Below are 20213 nucleotides of genomic sequence, written 5' to 3'. Positions count from 1 at the left end.
CATCTTTCGAACCAACGTTATCATTTTGATGTAGAATTTTTGCTTGCTCAACCGATATTTTCTAGGTAACATTATTTTCGATATCGATCAAGGAAGAAAATCTCATGAACGAATTGACCGTCCATTTTACCGCTCATAACCATCCCATTGATCCCGAGTTCCTGGCCCGCCTCGGAACCGTGGCCGAGGAATACGGAGTATCCATCGATCCCCAAACCCGCCAGGCTATCGAAGAAGCCGCTCGCAAGCGAAAACGAAGCGTGAAAGAATTTATTCGTAAAGCCGATTGGAAACATCGCTTGGAAGATTTCCGCGAACAAGTTGGCCCTATTCAAAGCGATAGCGCTCTCGATATTCGCGAACTGCGGGACAGCCGATGAGCCTTTACGTGATCGATGCCAGCGTGGCGGTCAAATGGATTATTAAAGAAACCTAATACTATACGGCGGGCGTCAAGAACAAGGATTTTATTTTGCCCTTGTCGGCGCTTCCTCTTACGCCGCATCGATGTGGGTTTGCGAATCCATAGCCGATACGTCCAACTGAAACGCGCCGGATTTTCCTTCTTTGAAGGAAGGGAGGAAGATCGAGTCGTTATGGAAATAATAAAAAAAAGTGGAGGAGGATTCGAGGCCGGAGGTCAAATGCAGGCGCGTTTGCAGTTGCTCGTGGGCGTACGTGATTTCGCGCATTTTCACCCGGAATATTCGATCTTGGGGAAGCTGAGGCATGTCGTCGGCGCGAAAGCGGACGGTATCGCCGGGAGCGATCTTTTCGCCGTATCCGATGAGATCGACGTAATGTTCGTAGTTCGGCCTTCGCATTTGCTGTAGAATCGCGCGCCGCAAGGCGGCTACGGCGTCGAAACTGGCGAGGGGGCGCACATAAACGCGGGCGATTTCGGCTTCGGATGAATATAAGCGTCCGGGAAGAGCGATCCAATTCTCGTAAACCTCCCCATCGGCGAAGCCGCCATTCAAGCGGACATAGGCAAACGCGTCGTTTACGGTTTCCCACAGATTGACGACATAGGCGCCGGGAGCGAGAAAGAGGGGATGATCGGGGATGGACTGGCGCGGACGAAAGCGGAGCGCGGCGTCTTCTCCCACATCCCAAAGCCAGTTGCCCGCCAGTTTGGCGAGAAGATCGACGGCGGAAAAAAAGGGGTAATCGGAGAACTCGATCGCGCCGAACGCGTAAGCGTGACCATAAGCGCCGGCCCGTTTCAGCGGCGAATTCGCCATAAGAAGATCGAGAATGGCGTCCGTTGTCAGGTTTTCGAATCGGCCGTTCGCCGCTTGGTTGAATTCGCGTTCCGGGTCCCAGACGGCGTAAAGCGACAAACGATCGTCGATGGAATCGATGCGCCGTTCCGCCACTCGTCCCCGAAAGCAGCGGACGCCGTTGATCCAAACCTCCAGAACGCATCCCAGAGCGGCGGGAAAGCTTGCATCTTCGTTGAACAACTCGATCCAGCAACGCCTTTTCCCGGCGCCGAAAGCGGATTTGATGGTGATTTTTCGGGGAGATACGACGGAAGCGAGGGGAGTGAAGCCGTTGATGCGAAAAAGCTGGATGGATAGTTCTGGTTTTGGCGGCATGATTTTTCCCGAATATCGATTTGACGAAATCGCGATCCAACGATTCTATCAATGAGGGAAATGCCGCAGTTCGCGCCGATTAACAGGTATTAAGGATAGAAGAAACAAAAAAGGGATGCGAACGCATCCCGGGTTGGAACGATCCGTTATCGGCTTGAGCATGGAGCCTTGCCGTGATTGGCTTTTTTCTTACGCCAACGGAGTTTATGTGCTTTTTTGTTTTTACCTTTCGCCATTTTGCGCCTCCTGTCGAATGTGAAAATGTATGCTAGCCGATTTATTACTAAAGCCAAGCCCTGTGAATGATGAATGATGAATGATGAATGATGAAAAAGATTGACGGGGTGGCAAAGGCAAGACGAAGTCTGCCTTTGATCGATCCCTCAAGGGCAGGCTGACGCTTTCCCCTTGCCACCCCGTCGATTTATCGCTAAAGCCAAGCCTAGTGAATTAAGAAAGGCGGTGGGCTACGTTTTGCTTTGAGCCCACCCTACGCAATTACGCCGTCTCTTCGTCGGATGGGATTAAGCCGAGTTCTTCGGAGGCTTTTTGAAAGATATCCCAAATTTGCGAAAAAGTTTGCGGCCAGGCGATGCGCCGGTAATGCTGTTCGGCGTAAGCCCACATTTGTGTCGGTTGGGGAAAGAAGCGTTTAAATATTTCCTCATCGCTGCATTTGCGCCGCGATTGCACGAAGGCGTGTTTTTCTTTCCAATGGGGAAGCAGGCGGAAAAAATCCGCCAACGCCTCGCGCATGGCGAGGCCGTCGGAAGAATAACGGAAGGGTGAACCGGCGCCGCCGAGGGCGTGGGCGCGCAGTTCCGCCTCCCGCAGCGCCAACGGCATGGCGATGCAGAGGGATGCGTCCGATAGATTTTTGTATATTGTAGCCAGGCTGTTGCGCTCGTAAAAAACGGCTTTGCGGGAATAGGGTTCGTTCTTCAACGAGGCGTGTCCGCGATGCATCACCCACGCATCCGGCGCCAAATAAATTTTGTGGCCGAAAAGGCGCAGGCGCCAGCCGAGATCGACGTCTTCGTAAAGCATAAAATACTCGTCGTCGAATCCGCCCGCTTCCAGAAAAACGTCTCTCCGAATCAGCATGGCGCCGCCGCAGGGAAAGAAAATTTCGTAAGGTTCGCGCGAGAGGATATCGCTGCTTTCGAATCCCTTGCCGAAGAGATTGATCCATCCGCCCGCAAATTGGGTTTTCTTACCCGTCCAATCGAGAATATGGGAAGCGGCGCAGGGAGATTTCGTCTTCTCGGCGGCGAAGAGCAGATTGGGCAGCCAATCGGGATCCACCCAAACGTCGTTGTTGAGAAAGCATGCCCATTCCGAATCGTACGCCCGTACGGCTTGATTCAATGCCGGAGCGAATCCCTGATTGCGTTCGAAGCGATGTATCTTAACGAGGGGAAATTTTCGGCGAACCAGGTCCACCGATCCATCCGCCGAACCATTATCCACCAGAATGAATTCCGCCTGATCGCTGGATAATCCCATATTCAAAAGAGAAGAAAAAAGGGGGATCAGGTGTTTCCGATTGGAATGATGGGGGATGAAGACGTTGATTTGCGGCATGATATTTAAAATCCCCAAAGCCGCCGCCACCAGCTTTTGCCTTGGGGGCGAGTGCGTATCACGGCCTTAGGCGCGCGGGGAATGGTTAAATCCAACTCGTTCCCATGTTCGGGAAAAGCCCAGGAATGCCAAAGAACATCGACCTGGTTGAAGAGTTGGCCGTTGCGCACGTCCCGTTCGGCGTTGTCGGAGGCTTTCACGGGATGCTCCGCCCATCGCAGCAAGGGCTGAACGCTTTCTTCGAAAGAAAAATAGGAATAAGCGAAACGTTTGGCTCGCAAGGCTATCGATTTAATCTCGCTGGGATTTTGCGCCGCCTCCAAAATTTTCGCGGAGAGCTGCTTCGATTCGCGAGGGGGAACCACCAGGCCGATTCGATTGTCCGAAACGACGCGGGAGAGTTCCGTCGTTACAGTGGTTAGTATCGGAAGGCCGCACTGCATCCAGAAAAGCAACCGGTTGCGGCTGCCCAGCAGGGATTCGTAAATGGGAAGGTCGACGTTCAATCCCAAATCGCATTCCAAGGTGATTTGCGCCATTTTTTCCGTAGGAACCCATCCCAGAAGGTGGAAACGGGTTTCGTAAGGGCTTTTGGAAATAAGACTGCGAAAACGGTTATAACCGCTCTCGTGGTGTCCCGTAATCGCGCCGCCCGTCACGACGCAATGGATGCGGCGGTTCTTTTCCATCGCTCCTTCGATGCCCTCGAAAAGGGTTTCCACATCCGTCCAAGTGTTAAAGCCGCCGCTGCATAAAAGAATAAAATCCGACGAACCGGTTTCTACGCCGCGAAAGATGGAATCGCGCTTGACGGGGGAAATTTCGCCGTCCATCGCGCAGGGAATCGTCCATACCAATTCTTCTCCCAGCGTGTAGCGGTTCAACCGTCCCATCAAGCCCAGTTGGCCGATAGCGGCGCCCCGCTGCATCTCCGAAACCGTCGAAAAGCGGTCGCCGCGCAATAATACCCGCGAGAGCGTTTGATGGAAGAATTTCAATTCCTCCCCTTCGTTAGTGAAGGGACTCTTCGCCTGCACTTCCGCGAAGAGGTCGCCGAACATATCCAGCCAGAGGGGCAGTTCGGATCTGAGCGAAGCAGCCAGGTTGGTGGAAATGGTGGAACCCGCCGCGATGATGGCGTTAGGGCGGTGCGTTTTGATGATGTCCTCGATGCGCGTTAACAATACGTTGACGTTGCGGGGATTCGGTTCCGGCAGCGCCGTATGTTCGAGATGGCCGAAAATTGCGGGATCGTTGTGATACTTGATATGGATAGCGCTTTCTCTGGACGCGCCGAATTCGCAGGTTACTAGAGTAATGCGATGCCCGGCGGCCAATAGCGGCCTTGCGAATTGCCAAGTGCGAATGCCGAATCCATACAGATGATTCGATTCGTAAAAGGGGAGGGGACCCACGCCCAAAAGAAGAAAGTGCTTCACAGCGGCCTCAACATTCAAATCAAATAGAGATGATCCAGTTTACTTATGGTTGCGAAATCGCCCAAGGGTGGATCGTGAAAATGAATTCGATTCCGCGCAATTGCTCTCGCTGGCTGCGAGCCATGAAAGGGATAGCGATTCTTTTGCAATCGTCGTTTGAATCGCGAAAACACGAAATAAAAAAATGAAAACACGAAAAAAAAGAAAATTACGTTGACGCAAAGGATAGCGCTGTGAGAATAATTTCTCAGTGGAATCCAAAAAAATCCGCGTTATCCGCAATTCATAAAACTCGTGGTATTCACCGTTTTTTCGCGATTTCGCAATTAAAAAACAAAAAAAATGATCCTCCCTCGGTCGCCCACAGGAGGCGCCCCAGCGTACTTGAATCGAGAAAACCTGAGAATACTCGCTATCTATGAATTTTTCGAATCGCGGAATTCAAGGTCGATTTTGGTTGAATTCGCCTTTAAAACTTTTGCCATTCGCGCACTTCGACGGGCTTGCTGTCTCCGGTAACCTCGACATTATCGATGGCCCAGAAGGATAAGGTATCGTTAATTCGAATAACAAAACGAAATTGTACTTCTGGTTTGCCGATTGCGGCGGGAATGGGAACGATATGCTGCGTATAGCATGGCATATTGTCGCTTCTTCGGCCAATCCCTTGATACGTCCAGACTTCCGACCAGGTTTGTCCGCCGTCCAACGTCATATCCACGACTTTTTTGTCATTGGGCCGACGGGAGATGGTATCGATTCGCGCTTCCGAATCGAAATGCAGATACGCCATTTCTTTCGCGCGCGAACAATCGATCTTAGGAGTGAGCAGGTAATCTTCTTTTTCGTCGAAGTATTTAATATTCTCTTGGGGATACGTACCGTTGCACACGAAATGTTCGTCCAAACGGTTCACGTACAGAGGATCGACCTCGCCGACGTCATTGGCTGAGGTGCGGTGAAAGAGCGGTTCGGCTTCCCAGGGATGAAGTTTGTTGTTATCGACAGCGCTCCAACCGATAGGCAGAGTACTGCCGGAAGCGGAATCGAACGTTTCTTTGGGAAATAGCACCACATCGCCTTTTCCGTATTCCACGTCATCGATCAATATTTCGTCAATAATCACATTATAGTCATAGATGGAGCCGCGGTGCATGAAGCGAAGACCGACGTTCTTCTTCCCCTGCAAACCGAGTTTGGAAATATCCAAATCAACGACGCCGAAAAGGCCGGTGGCGTTGTCGGGAGTGGCGAACGGTTCGGTTCGATTGCGGGAAGCCAGACGGGCGGTGGCGATGCGTTGCATGGCCAGCGTCCACGTCGCCGGATTCGAGTTGTCGGGATTGATCCAGAGTTCGTAAAGAGCGGTGCCGTTATCGTCGTTGAGAACGATCTGGGCTTGAAAATGAAGCCAAAGAGGGCTTCCGGGCGCGACGCTGGAGAGATCAATGGCTTTATCGGGGGAGTTGATATAGTATCCTTCTTCGTATTTGCCCGCCCCTCTTGGCTTATCGGGCGGACGCGTTGGATCGTGCGCATCCGACCAGTCCGAATCGCTGTTGATATACCTATCGTCGCCTGCGCCGGCAACGCCCGCTAATTTGCGCAGATAATGCGTCAGCCCGTTGCGATCGGGCGCTCCTTTGCGAAATCGCTCCGTAGGGCTGCTGGCCCAATTGCCGAGATTCAAATCTCCAATAGGCGCAGCCCCCGGCTCGTTATACACCTCTCCGTCCTCCGCCCATAACATCCAATAAGCCGCTTCCAGTTGAGGTTCGCCCGGATGGGCGTTGGGATCCCCCGCTGGAAGTTGCGAAAGATCGCCGGATTTCCAGGCCGCCCATAGCGCTTGCGTATCCGCATAGCTGTTGAAATCTTCGTGGTAGTACACGGTCGCCTGCGCAGAGATTCCTCCCATGATCGTTACAAAAAGGAATAACCCCAATACTCTCATTCTAGTCGCGGTTTTCATGGATATTCTCCTATAAAAGATAGAATAAATTAACTGGTATTTTTGTTGTTCTCCAATTGATCAACTCCCTTTTTATTAGCAATGAAGTGAGTTTATCGTATATATATACATCATTTGAAGGGAAGATGATGGAAAAATGCCGGTAATTTCTAGGCTCGAAATGCTGATGAGATTAAACTCATACGAATGTCGAGGGAATTCGGCGCCGCTTATATTTGCTGGAAAATCCCCCAAACGCTGATGGGGCGTAAAATCTGCGCAGCCGCTTCTAGGAAAAATAAACAAATTTAGATATTATTGAAACGGAAGTTCAATAACAAATCGAAAGATTGGAATCCAACGTTCTATGGAAAAAGATTACGCCTATCCCCCCGTCATCGAAACGGAAGAGGAACTGGAAGAGATTCTTTCCCGTCCCGATGCGGGCGTCATCGATGCGCTGAGCCGTTTGGACGGCGATTTGATCTTGCTTGGCGCCGGTGGGAAAATGGGGCCGACGCTGGCGCTCATGGCCAGGCGGGCGTTCGTTGCAGCGGGAACGGATAAGCGCGTCATCGGCGTTTCCCGCTTTTCCGAGCCGGGCTTAAGAGAGCGCTTGGAACGGAACGGCGTCGAAACTATCGCCGGAGATTTGCTGGACCGGGAATTTCTCGGCCAATTGCCCGAAGCGAGAAACGTTATCTTCATGGCGGGAAGAAAATTCGGCTCAACGGGCCAGGAATGGCTCACATGGGCTATGAACGTTTATCTTCCCGGTCTCGCCGCCGAACGCTTCCGCCATTCGCGCATCGCGGCTTTTTCCACGGGAAACGTCTATCCTCTGGTCGCTCCGGCTTCCGGCGGATCGGTGGAAACGGATGTTCCCGCTCCCATCGGCGAATACGCCCAATCCTGCCTGGGGCGCGAGAGAATCTTTCAGCATTTTTCCCAACTTCACAAAACGCCGGGCGTTTTGCTGCGCCTCAATTACGCCGTCGAAATGCGTTACGGCGCGCTTATGGACATCGCCAAAAAAGTCTATGAGCAAACGCCGATTCCGCTGGCGATGGGTTATGTCAACGTCATCTGGCAAGGAGACGCCAATCGCTGGGCGTTGCGCTCGCTGAGCCTTTGCGAAACGCCTTTCCGCATTTTGAATATCGCCGGTCCGGAAATTGTCTCCATCCGCTGGCTCGCCCAGCGTTTTGGTGATAAATTCGCCAAGAATCCCATTTTTCATGGCGAAGAAGCGGAAACCGCTCTGCTCAATAATCCCGCTCAAGCCGTGAATCTCTTCGGGACGCCTTCAGTTTCTATCGAAAGAATAATCGGCTGGGCGGCGCATTGGATTCTCTCGAACGGACCCATGTACGATAAACCGACCCATTATGAACAACGGGATGGGAAGTTTTAAAGCGGCATTATCTCTTCGTTCCAATTGACCGGCGCCAAAGGAGTTTATATAATTCTCTTCTTGCAATAAGTTGAGATTTAAGAGAAAAGACCTTTTCCTTTCATTTATTTGGATGAATCGGTCTTAACGTTCTTATCGAACATTTGCACAGAGGATTTGGTATCTACCGATGAAAAAAGGCATCCATCCCAATTATTACCTAGCTACCGTCAGCTGCGCCTGCGGAAACACATTTCAAACCGGTTCCACCGTGGAAACAATCAAGGTTGAAATCTGCTCCGCCTGCCATCCGTTCTTTACGGGGAAACAAAAATTCATCGATACGGCGGGGCGCGTCGAACGCTTTAAACGGAAATATAAACTGAAATAATATCGCCGCCGTATCCCAGCCATTCGCATCGGCGGATGGATTTATTTCGCGCATTAATTTACGACGATGGAATAACCAGATGAATCGCGCGGGTAAACGCAATTGTTTACCCGCCGTTTGCTGTTTATCCATTGGAAAGTTGTCGATAAGCAGGAATCGGTTAGCCGCAAATTGTCTTTGTGGGAGATTGGGGCATGGATTTTTCCAAACTCAAGCGCTATTCTATCTTTTCGCGGAAAAGTTTGGTCAAAGCCCGAACGATCCCATCCCCTCCCCCTACGCCTGCCTATTTTCTTGATTTTTGGAATGCTCTGCCGGATTATCTCAAAGCCCGCGATTTGAAAATCCTCGTTCAAGCCATCGTGGAAGCGAAAAAACGAAATAAACCCATTCTGCTCATGATGGGCGCTCATTCCATCAAGGTCGGGCTGAACCGGTGGATCGTCCGCGCCCTGGAAAAGGATTTCGTCACCGCTATCGCCATGAACGGCGCGGGAGTGATTCACGATTTCGAATTAGCGCTGGCGGGCAGCACTTCCGAAGATGTAGCCGAAGCATTAGTAGATGGGAGTTTCGGTATGACCGAGGAGACTGGCGTCATCCTCAATCGATGGATCGGCGAAGCGGCCGCCGCCGGGCGCGGGCTTGGCGAAACCATCGGCGAGCGCATCGCCGAATCGGATTTTGCTTACAAAGACTTAAGCCTGCTCGCCGCCGCGCATCGCCTTTCCGCGCCTCTTACTGTTCATATCGCCATCGGAACCGACGTCATTCACCATCACCCGGAAGCGTCCGGCGAAGCGTTAGGTAAAACCAGCCTTTTGGATTTTCGTCGCTTATGCGAGATCGTAGCGCAAATCGGCGACGGCGGCGTAATCATGAATGTGGGGTCTAATGTTATTCTTCCTGAAGTCTTTCTCAAAGCTCTCACGACCGCTCGCAATCTGACCGGTCCCATCCATAACTTCACCGCCGCCAATTTCGATATGATCCAACATTACCGGCCCAATCAAAACGTCGTCTTGAGGCCCATGATCGGCGGCGGGACCGGCTTATCCTTCACCGGTCATCACGAGATCATGCTTCCCCTCCTCTTCATGGCGTTGTTCGAATCGAAGTAATTCCATACGCTCATCCAGAAATAACAATTTTTTTTAAAAAATTCCCTTTTCTATTTTGATTTATAAACTTTATTATTTATAATATATATAAATACGATAGTCCATAAAAAAAGGAGAAGAAGAATGCCGCACGTTTTACCACCCTTGCCTTACGAATACAACGCTTTAGAACCGCATATCGACGAACAAACCATGAAGCTGCATCATGACATCCATCATCAAGCGTACGTGAATGGTCTTAATACAGCGGAAAACAAATTGGAAGAAGCGCGAAAAAACGGCGATTTCGCCGCCGTGAAGCATTGGAGCCGCGAATTGGCGTTTCATGGATCGGGACATTTTCTGCATTCCATCTTTTGGGAGAATATGAGTCCCAAAGGCGGAGGAAAACCTTCTGGAGAACTGGCCGCCGCAATCGACAAATCCTTCGGAAGTTACGAATCCTTCGCCGCGCAATTCAAAGCTGCCGCCAACGCCGTGGAAGGATCCGGCTGGGGCATTTTGGCTTACCAGCCGCAATCGGATAACCTGGTCATTCTGCAAGCAGAAAAACATCAAAACCTTACGCAATGGGGAGTCGTTCCCTTGCTGGTTCTCGATGTTTGGGAACATGCTTATTACCTGAAATACCAGAATAAGCGTCCCGCCTATACGGATGCGTTTTTCCAGGTAATCAATTGGAGCGATGCGGCGAAACGTTATGCCGCCGCCAAGAAATAATCGTTACAAGGCATCGGCTGGATATATCGAGCCAAGGCCCGGAATTCAAAAAAGGAGTCTGGGCCTTGGCCTTTGATGAGAATATTTTTTATTTTATCGTATTCCAGTAGGAATATATAAATTGTGGATTTCAAAAATAATTCAATTTTGTTAAATCTCAATTTGTTTACTTCGCATTTTCATGATAGAATCTTATTTCAAGATTTTAGTAAAGGAGAGAAACTTTTATTTTTGGTTACCATTATGGCTATCTGGCACGAGCAGAAAAACAATTGCCTTGTTATTCATATCGATGAAAGCGAATTGACCGAAGAAATCCTCGATCGAATGCGGCAAGTTCTTACGGTAGCTTTTCTCAATCGTCTTTATAACCTCGTATTCGATTTAAGCGCCTGCACCATGATCGACTCTTATTTCATTGGTCTGGTGATCAGCACCTTTCGCGAGGTAAAGGAATTGGGAGGGAATTTGAAATGCGCCGGCGTGACGGGGCAGGTTGCTCATGCTTTTGAAGTGATCCGGCTCAATAAAGTCGTCGATCTTCATGAAACCGTCGATGACGCCATCCGGCAATTCGAATGGGAAGCCTTGAATAAGGCAAAATAAAGGCATCTTCATTTCGCAGAATGCCGTCCCGCCGATTCTTCCGCCGTATTCAAAACGCGATAGAGAGCGATTTTGGGGCGCGTTCCCTCCAGAACATGCAATAGTTCAAGCCCTTCCCGTTTTTCCCCGGCGTTGAGCAAAGGGGCGTACTGGGGCATGAACGCCTTAGTCATCCTTTCGTCCACCACCAGATATTCGATATCCAACTCGCGGCATTTTCGAATCAACTCATCGGGCGTGGAGAGATATGGCGTCCGCTTATGGCACCCCTCCGCATAAAAACTGATCCAGGGATTGCGATGGGAGATTTTCGTCGCCGGGGTAATGGAAAGGTTCTCTTTCATCCAAAGTCCCATTTGTTTATGTTCGAGAGGCAGGCTGCTTTGGGGCGAAAAAACCTTATTTATCTTGGCGAAAACTCGTTGGCCATACGGCGGTCCTAGAGCTGCGCCGGCAAGAAAAACCAACGCCATGGCGCATATCAGTAAAAGACGCGATCTTTTTTCGTTCCACGCCGAATGTCCCCAAATCCAAACCTGCTCCAGGGCGCGGGCGGCGCCGAATCCGATAAAAGGAAGGAACGCCAACAAAAAACGCGCATCGATATAAAGCAATAAAAACAAGAAAATCGGAACCAGATGTAATACAACAAACAACGATTTATAACTGGCGATACTCCGCCCCAATCCCACCCAGAGAATCAACAAAAGGGGAATATCCATCCAGCCGAAGGCGATGCCATTTTGTTTGAGTAAATACTTCGTCCAATGCCCAACTCGTCGAACCGCTTCTCCCGGATGGCCGAAAAGAAAGGATGAAAACGTTTCCTGGGATCGGTCGATGGCGAACGTCTTGCCGTCCTCGGAAAGAGTGGAAGTGCGTTTTGTCTCCTCCAAACCGCCGGTTCCTTTCATCGCTCCCAGCGAATATTCCAAAAGGATCGAGGTTTTCACGGAGAGCATCCATTGCCCCTTTTCCTGCCGCATCAACAATAAATACGGTCCCATGACGAAAAGAAGAACCGCCGCCGCCAACAGAAATCTCCCTGGAAGGTTCCGCCATGCGTTTCGTTGCCGAACGAAAATAAATATGCCCTGCAATGGCGCATAAAGAAGGCCGTCGGCGCGGATCAAATAAGCGTATCCAAGCCATCCTCCCCACAAAGCCCATAAACCCCAAGAGGCGTTTCTACGCTCGGCTAATATCCAACAGCACAGGGAACTAGCCAATATGGCGCAGACAAATAACGATTCGCTGAGAACGGAACTGGCGTGAAGAACGAGTTGCGGATGAAAAACCGCCATCGCCGCCGCCAGGCAAACGTAAACAGGAGAGGGACGAATTCGCCAGGCCAGGGCAGCTGTCAATGCGATCGACGCGAGATAAGCGGTATAGGAAACCAGATGCCCCGCCAATTCCGCATCGCGCAGCGCCAGATAGTAAAGAGAGATCGCCAATGGATAGCCTGGAGGATAGAAAAGATGCGTCCCGCCGCAATAAGTTAATCCTTTTCCATCGGCCAGATTCTTGCCTGCGGCGGCGTAAATGGCGCCGTCCGTAAAAATGAAATATCGGCTCCATAAGGACAATCCGCCCAGGATCATGCCAAGAAAGAACAAAACTCCTATAGCCTTTTTCAAGGAATCCGGCACTGGCCTGAAGCGGTCTGATTCGGGGGGCGTCAGCGGCTCCATATCATTTGGATTCGACTTCCTGATGCTGCACGTCGGATAGATTGTATATGGGGGCGAAATGCACCCACCATTTGCCTCTCGGCAGTCTCAGCCGAACTTGTCTATTTACCATAATGGGAGAATCGGGCGTTGGACTACCCTCCGGCGTCTCGTTGACGGAAAAATAAAATAGCTCTTCATTCCGCGGCACTTTCGCCGCCGCCTGCTTGCCGTACCAATAGCAGGTCCATTCGTAATTCACCATATCGATCGTCGCGACATTGGAATATTGAAAAGGACATCCCACTTCCTCCACCAGCATCAAGGAAGTCTGGAAAGGAATATAGTCGAGCAGATGGAAGCGAAAGCAGTTCGTTGAGCTTTGTTTCTCTGCAAATTGCTTGGAGAGGCATCCGTGCGTGGGCGTAAAGAAGTAGTTGACGTTTGCGAAGTGCTGGCTGCTGTTGAAATAATTGTCCAGGCCTGTTCCGCTCCAGGCGGGTTCGTTTTCTCCATCTACGTAGAAATACTCGTCGCCCTCCAAATAAAAGTAGGGAGGATCGGTGGGCGACGAAAGCGCTTGGATGTTCATGCCGACGAAGTTGCCAACGCCTTCGACTTCAAGAAAGGGATACAAATATCCCATTATCAAATCGCGGCGATGGGTGCGAACGAAAAGATAAAGAGGGTCGTCCGGCGTCTTTTCGGGATCGATATGATAGGAAAACGAGACGGTAGCTTCCTGCTCCGTATTATTCTCTAAAAAAAACTGCGCCTTTTGTTTGAATGGCATATAAAACTGGCAGAAGCATTTGCCCTCGCTTTTGAAAATGCCCAAGAAGAGAGAATTCCATCCATCCAGATTCAGACCGCCATGACAAAAGAAATCGTAAAGGCTGCATTCGATGGCAGGCTCCAAAATATCGTCCCAATAAACTTTCATTTGCAGTCCCCGCAGCATCTCATCCGTAAAGGGAGACAAATGCAGAAGAAAATAATCCAAGGCCGCCGGTCCCGGTAAATTAATGAGCATCTTTCTATTCTTTGGAGGAATCTTTAGGGATGGCATTTCACTGAGGGGCTTGCCAGCGAAATGGCTGAAAGCGAATTGCTCCATGAATTTGTCGAGATTGGCTAAAGCATTCCGGGCGGATGAATCGAGTTCGTTCGTAAAAGTAACCGTTTTTACACTACTGTCCAACTTGAGAACGTTGATTTGATAACGAAAATTGGAATCTTGGCTGTCCGTAAAAATCGCGCATTGTTTTTCGAAAGGCAGGGGAAAATACGAAATATAGCCGTACGGAGTAACTTCCGGATCGAAGACCAGCATTTTTTTGAAATGCTCTTTATATTTGCCCGCAAAGAAATCCGAAATCGGCGCTTCGATGCTCGGTTTGGCTTCGTTGTCGAAATAGATGCGCAAGCGTCCTTTCACATGGCTCGGCAGCCATAAGCGGGTGATGCATCCCGGACCTTTTTCGTCCAGGAGCGCTTTCCATTCCACGCCGTCGCCATCCAATTTATACGCGCCCAGAAAAACATCGGCGTCATCGGGGCCGTTTTGCGAGTTATGGCTGGAACGCAGAATCATTTTTTCATTAGGATGAGGACGGGCGAACTCGCGTAAATCGCCCATGCGTTTCAAAAAATAAGCGGTATCGTATTGCTTCGATGCGGCGATCTTGGGCGTAGGAGTATTCGAAGGCGCCGAGGAAACGGAGGATTGGGGGGGAGGAGGAGGGCCGCAAGAGATGGCGGCGAAAAAGAGAATAGCAAAAAATTTCCCTTTTCCCATCGATCTAAGGGCGGATTTCGAGAGTAACATAATTGGTTGGATCTTGAACATTGGCTTCCTGGAATCCTTTTCTTCGCAGTAAACAACTATCGCACGCCCCGCAATGCCGTCCCCGATCGTCCGGATCGTAACAACTCAACGTCAGCGAATAATCCACGCCCAATGCAACGCCGCGCTGGATGATTTCCGCTTTGGTCATGGAGATCAATGGCGTATGTATATAAAAAGAACCGCCTTCCGCGCCCGCCTTGGTTCCCGCTTTCGCCATCTCCTGGAACTTTTCTATAAACGAAGGGCGGCAATCAGGGTAACCGCTGTAATCCAAAGCGTTCACTCCGATGAAGATATCCCGGCAATCGGAAACTTCTGCCAGCGCCAGCGCAAAAGACAAAAAGATAGTATTACGCGCCGGAACATAGGTGACGGGTATTTCGCTGCACATCTTCTCCAGCGGGCGGTTTTTGGGAACGTCGATATTATCCGTGAGCGCCGATCGCCCGAATTGGCGCAGATCGAACTTTACGATCCGGTGTTCGCTTGCTCCCAAGGCGGCGGCGACGCGCCGGGCCGACTGCAATTCGATCTCATGCCGCTGCCCATAATCGAAACTGAGCGCGATACATTCGAATCCCTCGTCTATGGCGATAGCTAGCGCTGTCGCCGAGTCCAATCCGCCGCTCAACAAAACGACGGCGCGAGGCGGTAAAACCGTTTCCTTCGTCATAATTTCATCTTATTTCAAATCCTATTAAAAAGTAACAAAAAAATCCCTCGCCCTCTGGGAGAGGATTAGGGTGAGGGATTTTAAGTACAGTCAATCAACCCTCACCTAACCTCTCCCAATCTTGGGAGAGGGATTTTAAAGCGACTAATTCATAGGTGAATGGCATTGTACCGATCGTTCCTTACTAGATTCGTCATCGCGTCTATCATAGCGGTTTCGCCGCTAAAGGCTATATTCGAAGACAAACGTTCAAACGCCGCGAGCGTCCTTTCCCCATATATATTTGTGTTGTTGCAGGTGAAGGCGGACGGGGATTTTTTCTGCGAGAATCCACGCCGCCAGTTGGTCCGGCGGCAAGAGATCGAACGCCGGAGAAAATAAGATCGTAAATGCGCCGTACAATCCGCGTTCTGAGCAAACCTTCGCCGCCCAAGCGAAATCATCGCGGTTGGTTAATACGAACTTGATTTCGTCTTGAGGCGAGAGGCGCAATAGATTTTCCCAATCGTTGCGTTGCGCCATGCCGCTGCCGGGTGTTTTGATATCCAGGATTTTTACCGCTTCCGCTGGCAGCGCGTCGATTCGATAAGCGCCGCCGGTTTCAATTAAAACCTTAGCCCCTTTTTCGATCAGCCTGGCGCATAATTCCGGCGTCTCTTTCTGTTCCAGCGGTTCGCCTCCGGTGATCTCCACCAAATCCAATCCCAAACGTTCCGCTTCAGCTAGAATGTCGTCCAGATTCCTATCCGAACCCGACTGACGGGGCAGAGCGTATTCCGTATCGCAATAAGTACAGCGCAATGAACACCCCGCCGTTCGTATGAACGTGCAGGGAAGTCCCGCATAAGTCGACTCGCCTTGAATACTGCGATAAATTTCGTAGATTCTCATATTTCTTTCTTCGTATGGGGAGCGACAAAAGCAAGGTCTTTTCCGCCTTTGAATAATCCCCTTGACATGCGGGCGAAGATTTACTCTCTAGTAAGAAGAGAAGGGAAAATACGCCAGGAAATCCTCGGATGAATTTACGGAACATACTCGTAAACATTCATGGTCATCGATTTGACGGGTTGTGCGTTTCCATGAATCATTTGGCGAATTTTTTCCGTTGTTTCTCGGCTGAATATAGACTCGCCGCAACGAACGCAAATTATCGCGGGTATGTTTTCAACCAAAATCGGATGTCCTTCAATCATGAGAATTTCTTGCGCCGTCCCATCGCGATATTCCGTCGAACCGCAAATATGACACTGAAACATGATTACTTTCTCCGCAAGGAATTATCCCAATGATTCTCGTCAGGCTCATAGAAAGTGATGATTTTTACGAGCGTCTCGTCCGTACTCGTCACCTGCAAGTGAAGCGGCCGATTTCGTTGCGTAAATCCAAGCAATAATAGGCTGGGAGAATATTTATCTTCAGGATATTCTTCGATAATTATAGCATTTTCCCCCGCTTCCATAATTTCCAAATCGCTTATATTGCGTTCGATCGCTCGTTTAAAGGCGTGTCGGCTAAACTCGAATCTCCCTGAAGCAAGTTGATTGCGTATATCGAAAAGAGATATCAACTATCGTCCTCGTAAAAATAAAGATCGATGGCGCTAAAATTTCTTTCTTCCGGTATTTCCTAATCTTTTGGCAATCTATATTAAGATTATAGATGATATTCAAAAAAAATCGTGTTCGTTATACAATGATCCGTTTGAGCCGCAGGAAAATTTCTTTCGCCAAAACCCAATCTTATTCCTTGGACGCTGCTTTCCTCCTACTTAGAATGTCTTAACGGCTTTTTGCGGTAAAAACGTTCTCCAAGACTTAATCGCAACGGAATCATGGACCGGATCGAACTGCTCGGCGTACAAATCGATAACCTGTCGTGGGAGGAAGCCCTCGAACGCATCCACGCTATGATTCTCAGCGGTGAGCCTCACCATATCGTTACGCCCGCCATCGAACAGGTGGTGCGGGCGCGCCGCGATCCGGAATTCTATCGAGTTTATAACGCCGCCGACTTGGTGGTGGCGGACGGTATGCAGATTGTATTCGCTTCCCGTTGGCACAAAACCCCCTTGAAAGACCGGATCACAGGCGTGGATTTGATACCCGCGATTTGCCGCCTTGCTGCCCGCGAAGGCTATTCCGTCTATTTCTTGGGCGGGAAAGAGGGCGTGGCCGCTGAAGCGGCCCAGCGATTGCAAAATGAGATTCCCAGCTTACGCGTGGCGGGAGTTCTAAGCCCTCCTTTCGGCTTCGACGCCGATCCCGCCGCCGAAGCGGAAGCCATAAAAGCCGTGCGCCAAGCCCGCCCCGACGTTCTTTTCGTCGCCATGAGAAGTCCGCGCATGGAGACTTGGATCGATAGACGAAAACAGGAACTGGGCGTTCCCGTCATGATCGGCATAGGCGGCGCTTTCGATTTCATTACAGGCCGCGAAAAAAGAGCTCCTCAATGGATGCAGCGGCTGGGAATGGAAGGATTGCATCGCTTTCTTCATCGGCCCAGGGACATCGGCAAGCGGCTGCTGGCTCATGCCCCCTATTTTTTCTTCCTGCTCGCCGATCGATTTACCTACCGCACGCAGAAGCGCGCCGCTTCCTGCATCCGGCCCGCCATGTTGGCGTTAGGGGACGCCGCGCTGGGTCCTCTGTGTTTTCTCTTCTCCTATTGGCTCTATTTTCGCAGCGGAATTTTCCCTAACGCCGCCGATCCTTTCCCGGAACGAGCGCTATTGGACATGCCCGCCTACAGCGACTTGTTGATTTTCGTTTCCATCCTCGGAGTTCTCTCGATGGGAATCAACCGGTTGTATCGGCGAGATAAATATGCAGCGCCCGCCGCGCTGGCTTTGCGATTGCTTAAAGTCTCTTTTATGACGGTTTTTCTTTTAATCGGCTTCCAGTTCGTTTTCAAAGATATTTTTAAGCCCTATAATTTTCGCGGTTTTTCCCGCGTCGTTTTCGGATTCTTCGCATTGTCCTATTTTTCGGCGTTATTTCTTTGGAGAGAGGCTTTTCGGCGGTTCGAATTTTTTCTTCATAAAAGTGGATTCAATCTGGATCGGATCATCGTCGTAGGAACCAACCGATCCGCCTGCGAAATCGCGGAAGCGATGACGCAACGGCCCGAATGGGGGAACCTTCCGTTGGGATTTTTATCCACGGCGGAATCGCCTGAAAATCCCAACGTCCAGGCGCCCATTATAGGAGAGATTCGCGATTTGCAACGCTTGCTTCCCGCGCGCAAGGTGGATGAGGTCTTGATCGCCGATAACGCCATCCCTATGAGCGGCTTATTGGAAATCGTAGAAATATGCCGCAAAAATCGCGTAACGTTGAGCATTATTCCCACCATCCACGAGTTGCTGGGCGTCTCCTCCGAAATCAAACGCATCGGCGATTATCGCGTGATCACCGTTACGCCTAGCCGGGAAATTGCGGGAATGCTCTCTCGCGGCGGGAAAACGCCATGACTCTGAAGATTGAGGAATGCGCCGCCATACCGGACGAACGCCCGCTCGCCATCTGGGAAAACATTCTTAGCGCTCAAGCCATGCACCCCTTCTTTCATACTCCCCAATGGCCGGATTTATTATGTAAAGTCATTCCCGGCGCCCGGCCTTGTCATCGTTGGCTGAAATTTACCGATAGCAAGGAAGCGATATTTCCTTTGATTTCCATGCCGAAAAAATTCTGTTTGCGAAAATTGGAATCGCTGCCGTGGGGAACGTACGGCGGATTGATCGGCGGCGGATTGACGGACGAGCATCTGCGCGCCGCCGCTTCCAGCGTCTTATCCTGGCGCGAACCGGTCTGCGAAATCGCCCTTCCGCCCTCGCTGGAAGAACAAACCGGCGCTGAATCTTCAATTGATTGGCGGGAATCGTTCACGCATACGTTGGATTTATCTTGCGGCTTCGAGGAAATATGGCGCGAACGGTTTCAACCGCGCACCCGGACGGCTATCCGGCGCGCCCAGGAGAACGGAGTCGCCATCCGATGGTCCAACAACGAATCCGCCGTCCGCGTCATGCGCGATTTGTATCGCCAGGCGCGTCAACGGTGGGAAGGAGTAGAAACGCTGCCGGACGCCTTTTTCGAGGCGCTGACGGATTATCCCGGCGAATGGATACGAATTTGGCTGGCGGAAAAAAACGGGGAGCCGCTGGCGGCGAACGTAATTTTCTATGGAAAAGGAGAGGTTCAATATTTTGCTGGCGCCAGCGATCTCCGGTTTTCGAACGATCAGGGAAGTAAAATTCTGACAAGCGAAATCATCCGCGACGCTTGCGAAAGAGGATGCGCCTTGTTCAATTTCGGAGCCAGCGGCGGATTGCCCGGAGTGGAGCAATTCAAGCGCCTATTCGGGGGAGGGATGGCGATTTATCGGCGGATGCGTTTCCTGCATCCTTGGTTGAATATTATCCGCTAACGACCAAAGATTCCGCTTCGCTGGTTTTTACTGCTTCTTGAGAAGTAATCCAATCGGGATGATAAGTTTTCGTGCGGATGCTATAAACCAGATCGATGAATCGGCATTTGGATTGAAGGGAGGCGTTGCTCGCCAAAACGCGGGTAATTTCGAGGGAAGCCATTTCGTCGAATATGCGCGGCGAGTACAGAATATTGACCGGTTCTTCCATTGAATAACGCTTCACCATATAGGCGAATGTACCTTCCGACTCGGGATCGAGGTCGAGCGTTTTCATCTCCGACTCGAAGGTTTTATATTTTTTCCAGCGCTTGAAACGATATACGCCAATCACGACGATCAATATGATCGACGTCATTACTCCTAAAACCGGAAGGAGAATTTCCGGACTGGCGCCTGCGTTTTTAAAAGCTTGAAAGGGAAGGACGCTATCTTGCGCAACGACTAAAGGGAAATTGGAGGAGAGACCGTCAATCCAAGTATTCATTGTAATCCCCTCGTTGAAGTACAACTAATTTGCATTACTTTATTATTCTATTATATACGATTTTTCCATTTTTTCCAATTCCATCAAAGAAAAAAAATCCGCTTCAAGCATCATCCGAATCCGCAAGATTATGCATCGGATTCGGACGATTCGATATTCAGAATTTTCGTCTCCGCCACTGGCATCTCTCGCATTTTCCTTCGATTACGCCAATAAACAAAGATAATGACGCCCAGAATCAGCAATAACAAGATCGCAAGTATTATCGCGCCCAATATGTAGATAAAGATTTCT

At 50.3% G+C, this 20213-nt stretch carries 19 protein-coding genes; 8 read left to right on the top strand and 11 right to left on the bottom strand.

Features of this window, described 5'->3' with window-relative positions; all coding sequences use genetic code 11:
* The first annotated feature begins 104 nt into the window (after window positions 1–104).
* Window positions 105–380 (top strand): hypothetical protein, encoded by a 276-nt coding sequence (locus AB1656_23360; GenBank protein MEW6238334.1) that lies wholly within the window; start codon window positions 105–107, stop codon window positions 378–380.
* Between the two features lie 114 nt (window positions 381–494).
* Here the strand turns inward: AB1656_23360 and AB1656_23355 are convergent, their stop codons facing one another.
* From AB1656_23355 to AB1656_23340, 4 genes are all read right to left on the bottom strand, one after another.
* On the bottom strand, window positions 495–1601 hold the full coding sequence (locus tag AB1656_23355) for a hypothetical protein (GenBank protein MEW6238333.1): 1107 nt from the start codon (window positions 1599–1601) through the stop codon (window positions 495–497).
* A 498-nt stretch (window positions 1602–2099) separates the two neighbouring features.
* The gene (locus tag AB1656_23350) at window positions 2100–3185 is read right to left on the bottom strand and encodes a glycosyltransferase family 2 protein (protein ID MEW6238332.1); all 1086 of its coding nucleotides are present in this window, start codon (window positions 3183–3185) and stop codon (window positions 2100–2102) included.
* A gap of 5 nt (window positions 3186–3190) precedes the next feature.
* The gene (locus tag AB1656_23345; GenBank protein ID MEW6238331.1) at window positions 3191–4624 is read right to left on the bottom strand and encodes a glycosyltransferase; all 1434 of its coding nucleotides are present in this window, start codon (window positions 4622–4624) and stop codon (window positions 3191–3193) included.
* A 469-nt stretch (window positions 4625–5093) separates the two neighbouring features.
* A complete protein-coding gene (locus AB1656_23340) occupies window positions 5094–6596 on the bottom strand; it encodes a hypothetical protein (GenBank protein MEW6238330.1) in 1503 nt (500 codons plus the stop codon).
* A gap of 346 nt (window positions 6597–6942) precedes the next feature.
* Here AB1656_23340 and AB1656_23335 point away from each other — a divergent pair, with 346 nt between their 5' ends.
* The 5 genes from AB1656_23335 to AB1656_23315 all read left to right on the top strand — a co-directional run bounded on the left by AB1656_23335 (window position 6943) and on the right by AB1656_23315 (window position 10806).
* Entirely contained in the window at window positions 6943–7989 is a 1047-nt protein-coding gene (locus tag AB1656_23335; GenBank protein ID MEW6238329.1) for an epimerase, read from the top strand.
* Window positions 7990–8158: 169 nt separating this feature from the next.
* The gene (rpmE, locus tag AB1656_23330; protein MEW6238328.1) at window positions 8159–8359 is read left to right on the top strand and encodes a 50S ribosomal protein L31; all 201 of its coding nucleotides are present in this window, start codon (window positions 8159–8161) and stop codon (window positions 8357–8359) included.
* A gap of 194 nt (window positions 8360–8553) precedes the next feature.
* Window positions 8554–9480, top strand: a complete 927-nt coding sequence (locus tag AB1656_23325; protein MEW6238327.1) for a hypothetical protein — start codon at window positions 8554–8556, stop codon at window positions 9478–9480.
* 123 nt (window positions 9481–9603) lie between these two features.
* Window positions 9604–10200 carry a superoxide dismutase gene (locus tag AB1656_23320; GenBank protein ID MEW6238326.1) on the top strand — a complete coding sequence of 199 codons (597 nt, stop codon included), beginning with the start codon at window positions 9604–9606 and terminating at the stop codon, window positions 10198–10200.
* Window positions 10201–10431: 231 nt separating this feature from the next.
* Complete coding sequence (locus AB1656_23315) at window positions 10432–10806, top strand: STAS domain-containing protein (protein MEW6238325.1); 375 nt, start codon at window positions 10432–10434, stop codon at window positions 10804–10806.
* A gap of 8 nt (window positions 10807–10814) precedes the next feature.
* Here AB1656_23315 and AB1656_23310 read toward each other — a convergent pair whose 3' ends face one another.
* The 6 genes from AB1656_23310 to AB1656_23285 form a co-directional block, all read right to left on the bottom strand.
* Window positions 10815–12500: a hypothetical protein gene (locus AB1656_23310; GenBank protein MEW6238324.1), complete on the bottom strand. Its 1686-nt coding sequence runs from the start codon at window positions 12498–12500 to the stop codon at window positions 10815–10817.
* 1 nt (window position 12501) lies between these two features.
* Window positions 12502–14307 (bottom strand): DUF2961 domain-containing protein, encoded by a 1806-nt coding sequence (locus tag AB1656_23305; GenBank protein ID MEW6238323.1) that lies wholly within the window; start codon window positions 14305–14307, stop codon window positions 12502–12504.
* Entirely contained in the window at window positions 14282–15001 is a 720-nt protein-coding gene (gene queC / locus AB1656_23300) for a 7-cyano-7-deazaguanine synthase QueC (protein MEW6238322.1), read from the bottom strand. Before queC ends, AB1656_23305 begins: the two co-directional genes overlap by 26 nt.
* Window positions 15002–15250: 249 nt before the next feature.
* A complete protein-coding gene (locus tag AB1656_23295; GenBank protein ID MEW6238321.1) occupies window positions 15251–15892 on the bottom strand; it encodes a radical SAM protein in 642 nt (213 codons plus the stop codon).
* Between the two features lie 134 nt (window positions 15893–16026).
* Entirely contained in the window at window positions 16027–16260 is a 234-nt protein-coding gene (locus AB1656_23290) for a YgiT-type zinc finger protein (protein ID MEW6238320.1), read from the bottom strand.
* A 2-nt stretch (window positions 16261–16262) separates the two neighbouring features.
* On the bottom strand, window positions 16263–16571 hold the full coding sequence (locus AB1656_23285) for a DUF4258 domain-containing protein (protein MEW6238319.1): 309 nt from the start codon (window positions 16569–16571) through the stop codon (window positions 16263–16265).
* Between the two features lie 264 nt (window positions 16572–16835).
* On the opposite strand from AB1656_23285, the gene AB1656_23280 reads away from it, so the two are divergent.
* Entirely contained in the window at window positions 16836–18473 is a 1638-nt protein-coding gene (locus AB1656_23280) for a WecB/TagA/CpsF family glycosyltransferase (protein MEW6238318.1), read from the top strand.
* Window positions 18470–19432, top strand: coding sequence for a GNAT family N-acetyltransferase (locus AB1656_23275; protein MEW6238317.1), 963 nt, complete (start codon window positions 18470–18472; stop codon window positions 19430–19432). Before AB1656_23280 ends, AB1656_23275 begins: the two co-directional genes overlap by 4 nt.
* Here the strand turns inward: AB1656_23275 and AB1656_23270 are convergent.
* Window positions 19422–19919 (bottom strand): hypothetical protein, encoded by a 498-nt coding sequence (locus tag AB1656_23270; GenBank protein ID MEW6238316.1) that lies wholly within the window; start codon window positions 19917–19919, stop codon window positions 19422–19424. The genes AB1656_23275 and AB1656_23270 overlap by 11 nt on opposite strands.
* Window positions 19920–20213: the final 294 nt, after the last annotated feature.

The sequence above is a fragment of the Candidatus Omnitrophota bacterium genome, assembly GCA_040755155.1.
Classification (GTDB): Bacteria; Hinthialibacterota; Hinthialibacteria; order Hinthialibacterales; family Hinthialibacteraceae; genus JBFMBP01.
Note: the sequence above shows the minus strand (reverse complement) of the source record. Positions and strands in the feature narration are given on the sequence as shown.

Coding starts and splice junctions, on each gene's coding strand:
- AB1656_23360 (MEW6238334.1), top strand. CDS start 105: ATGAACGAATTGACCGTCCATTTTACCGCTCATAACCATCCCATTGAT.
- AB1656_23355 (MEW6238333.1), bottom strand. CDS start 1,601: ATGCCGCCAAAACCAGAACTATCCATCCAGCTTTTTCGCATCAACGGC.
- AB1656_23350 (MEW6238332.1), bottom strand. CDS start 3,185: ATGCCGCAAATCAACGTCTTCATCCCCCATCATTCCAATCGGAAACAC.
- AB1656_23340 (MEW6238330.1), bottom strand. CDS start 6,596: ATGAAAACCGCGACTAGAATGAGAGTATTGGGGTTATTCCTTTTTGTA.
- AB1656_23335 (MEW6238329.1), top strand. CDS start 6,943: ATGGAAAAAGATTACGCCTATCCCCCCGTCATCGAAACGGAAGAGGAA.
- rpmE (MEW6238328.1), top strand. CDS start 8,159: ATGAAAAAAGGCATCCATCCCAATTATTACCTAGCTACCGTCAGCTGC.
- AB1656_23325 (MEW6238327.1), top strand. CDS start 8,554: ATGGATTTTTCCAAACTCAAGCGCTATTCTATCTTTTCGCGGAAAAGT.
- AB1656_23320 (MEW6238326.1), top strand. CDS start 9,604: ATGCCGCACGTTTTACCACCCTTGCCTTACGAATACAACGCTTTAGAA.
- AB1656_23310 (MEW6238324.1), bottom strand. CDS start 12,500: ATGGAGCCGCTGACGCCCCCCGAATCAGACCGCTTCAGGCCAGTGCCG.
- AB1656_23305 (MEW6238323.1), bottom strand. CDS start 14,307: ATGTTACTCTCGAAATCCGCCCTTAGATCGATGGGAAAAGGGAAATTT.
- queC (MEW6238322.1), bottom strand. CDS start 15,001: ATGACGAAGGAAACGGTTTTACCGCCTCGCGCCGTCGTTTTGTTGAGC.
- AB1656_23295 (MEW6238321.1), bottom strand. CDS start 15,892: ATGAGAATCTACGAAATTTATCGCAGTATTCAAGGCGAGTCGACTTAT.
- AB1656_23290 (MEW6238320.1), bottom strand. CDS start 16,260: ATGTTTCAGTGTCATATTTGCGGTTCGACGGAATATCGCGATGGGACG.
- AB1656_23280 (MEW6238318.1), top strand. CDS start 16,836: ATGGACCGGATCGAACTGCTCGGCGTACAAATCGATAACCTGTCGTGG.
- AB1656_23275 (MEW6238317.1), top strand. CDS start 18,470: ATGACTCTGAAGATTGAGGAATGCGCCGCCATACCGGACGAACGCCCG.
- AB1656_23270 (MEW6238316.1), bottom strand. CDS start 19,919: ATGAATACTTGGATTGACGGTCTCTCCTCCAATTTCCCTTTAGTCGTT.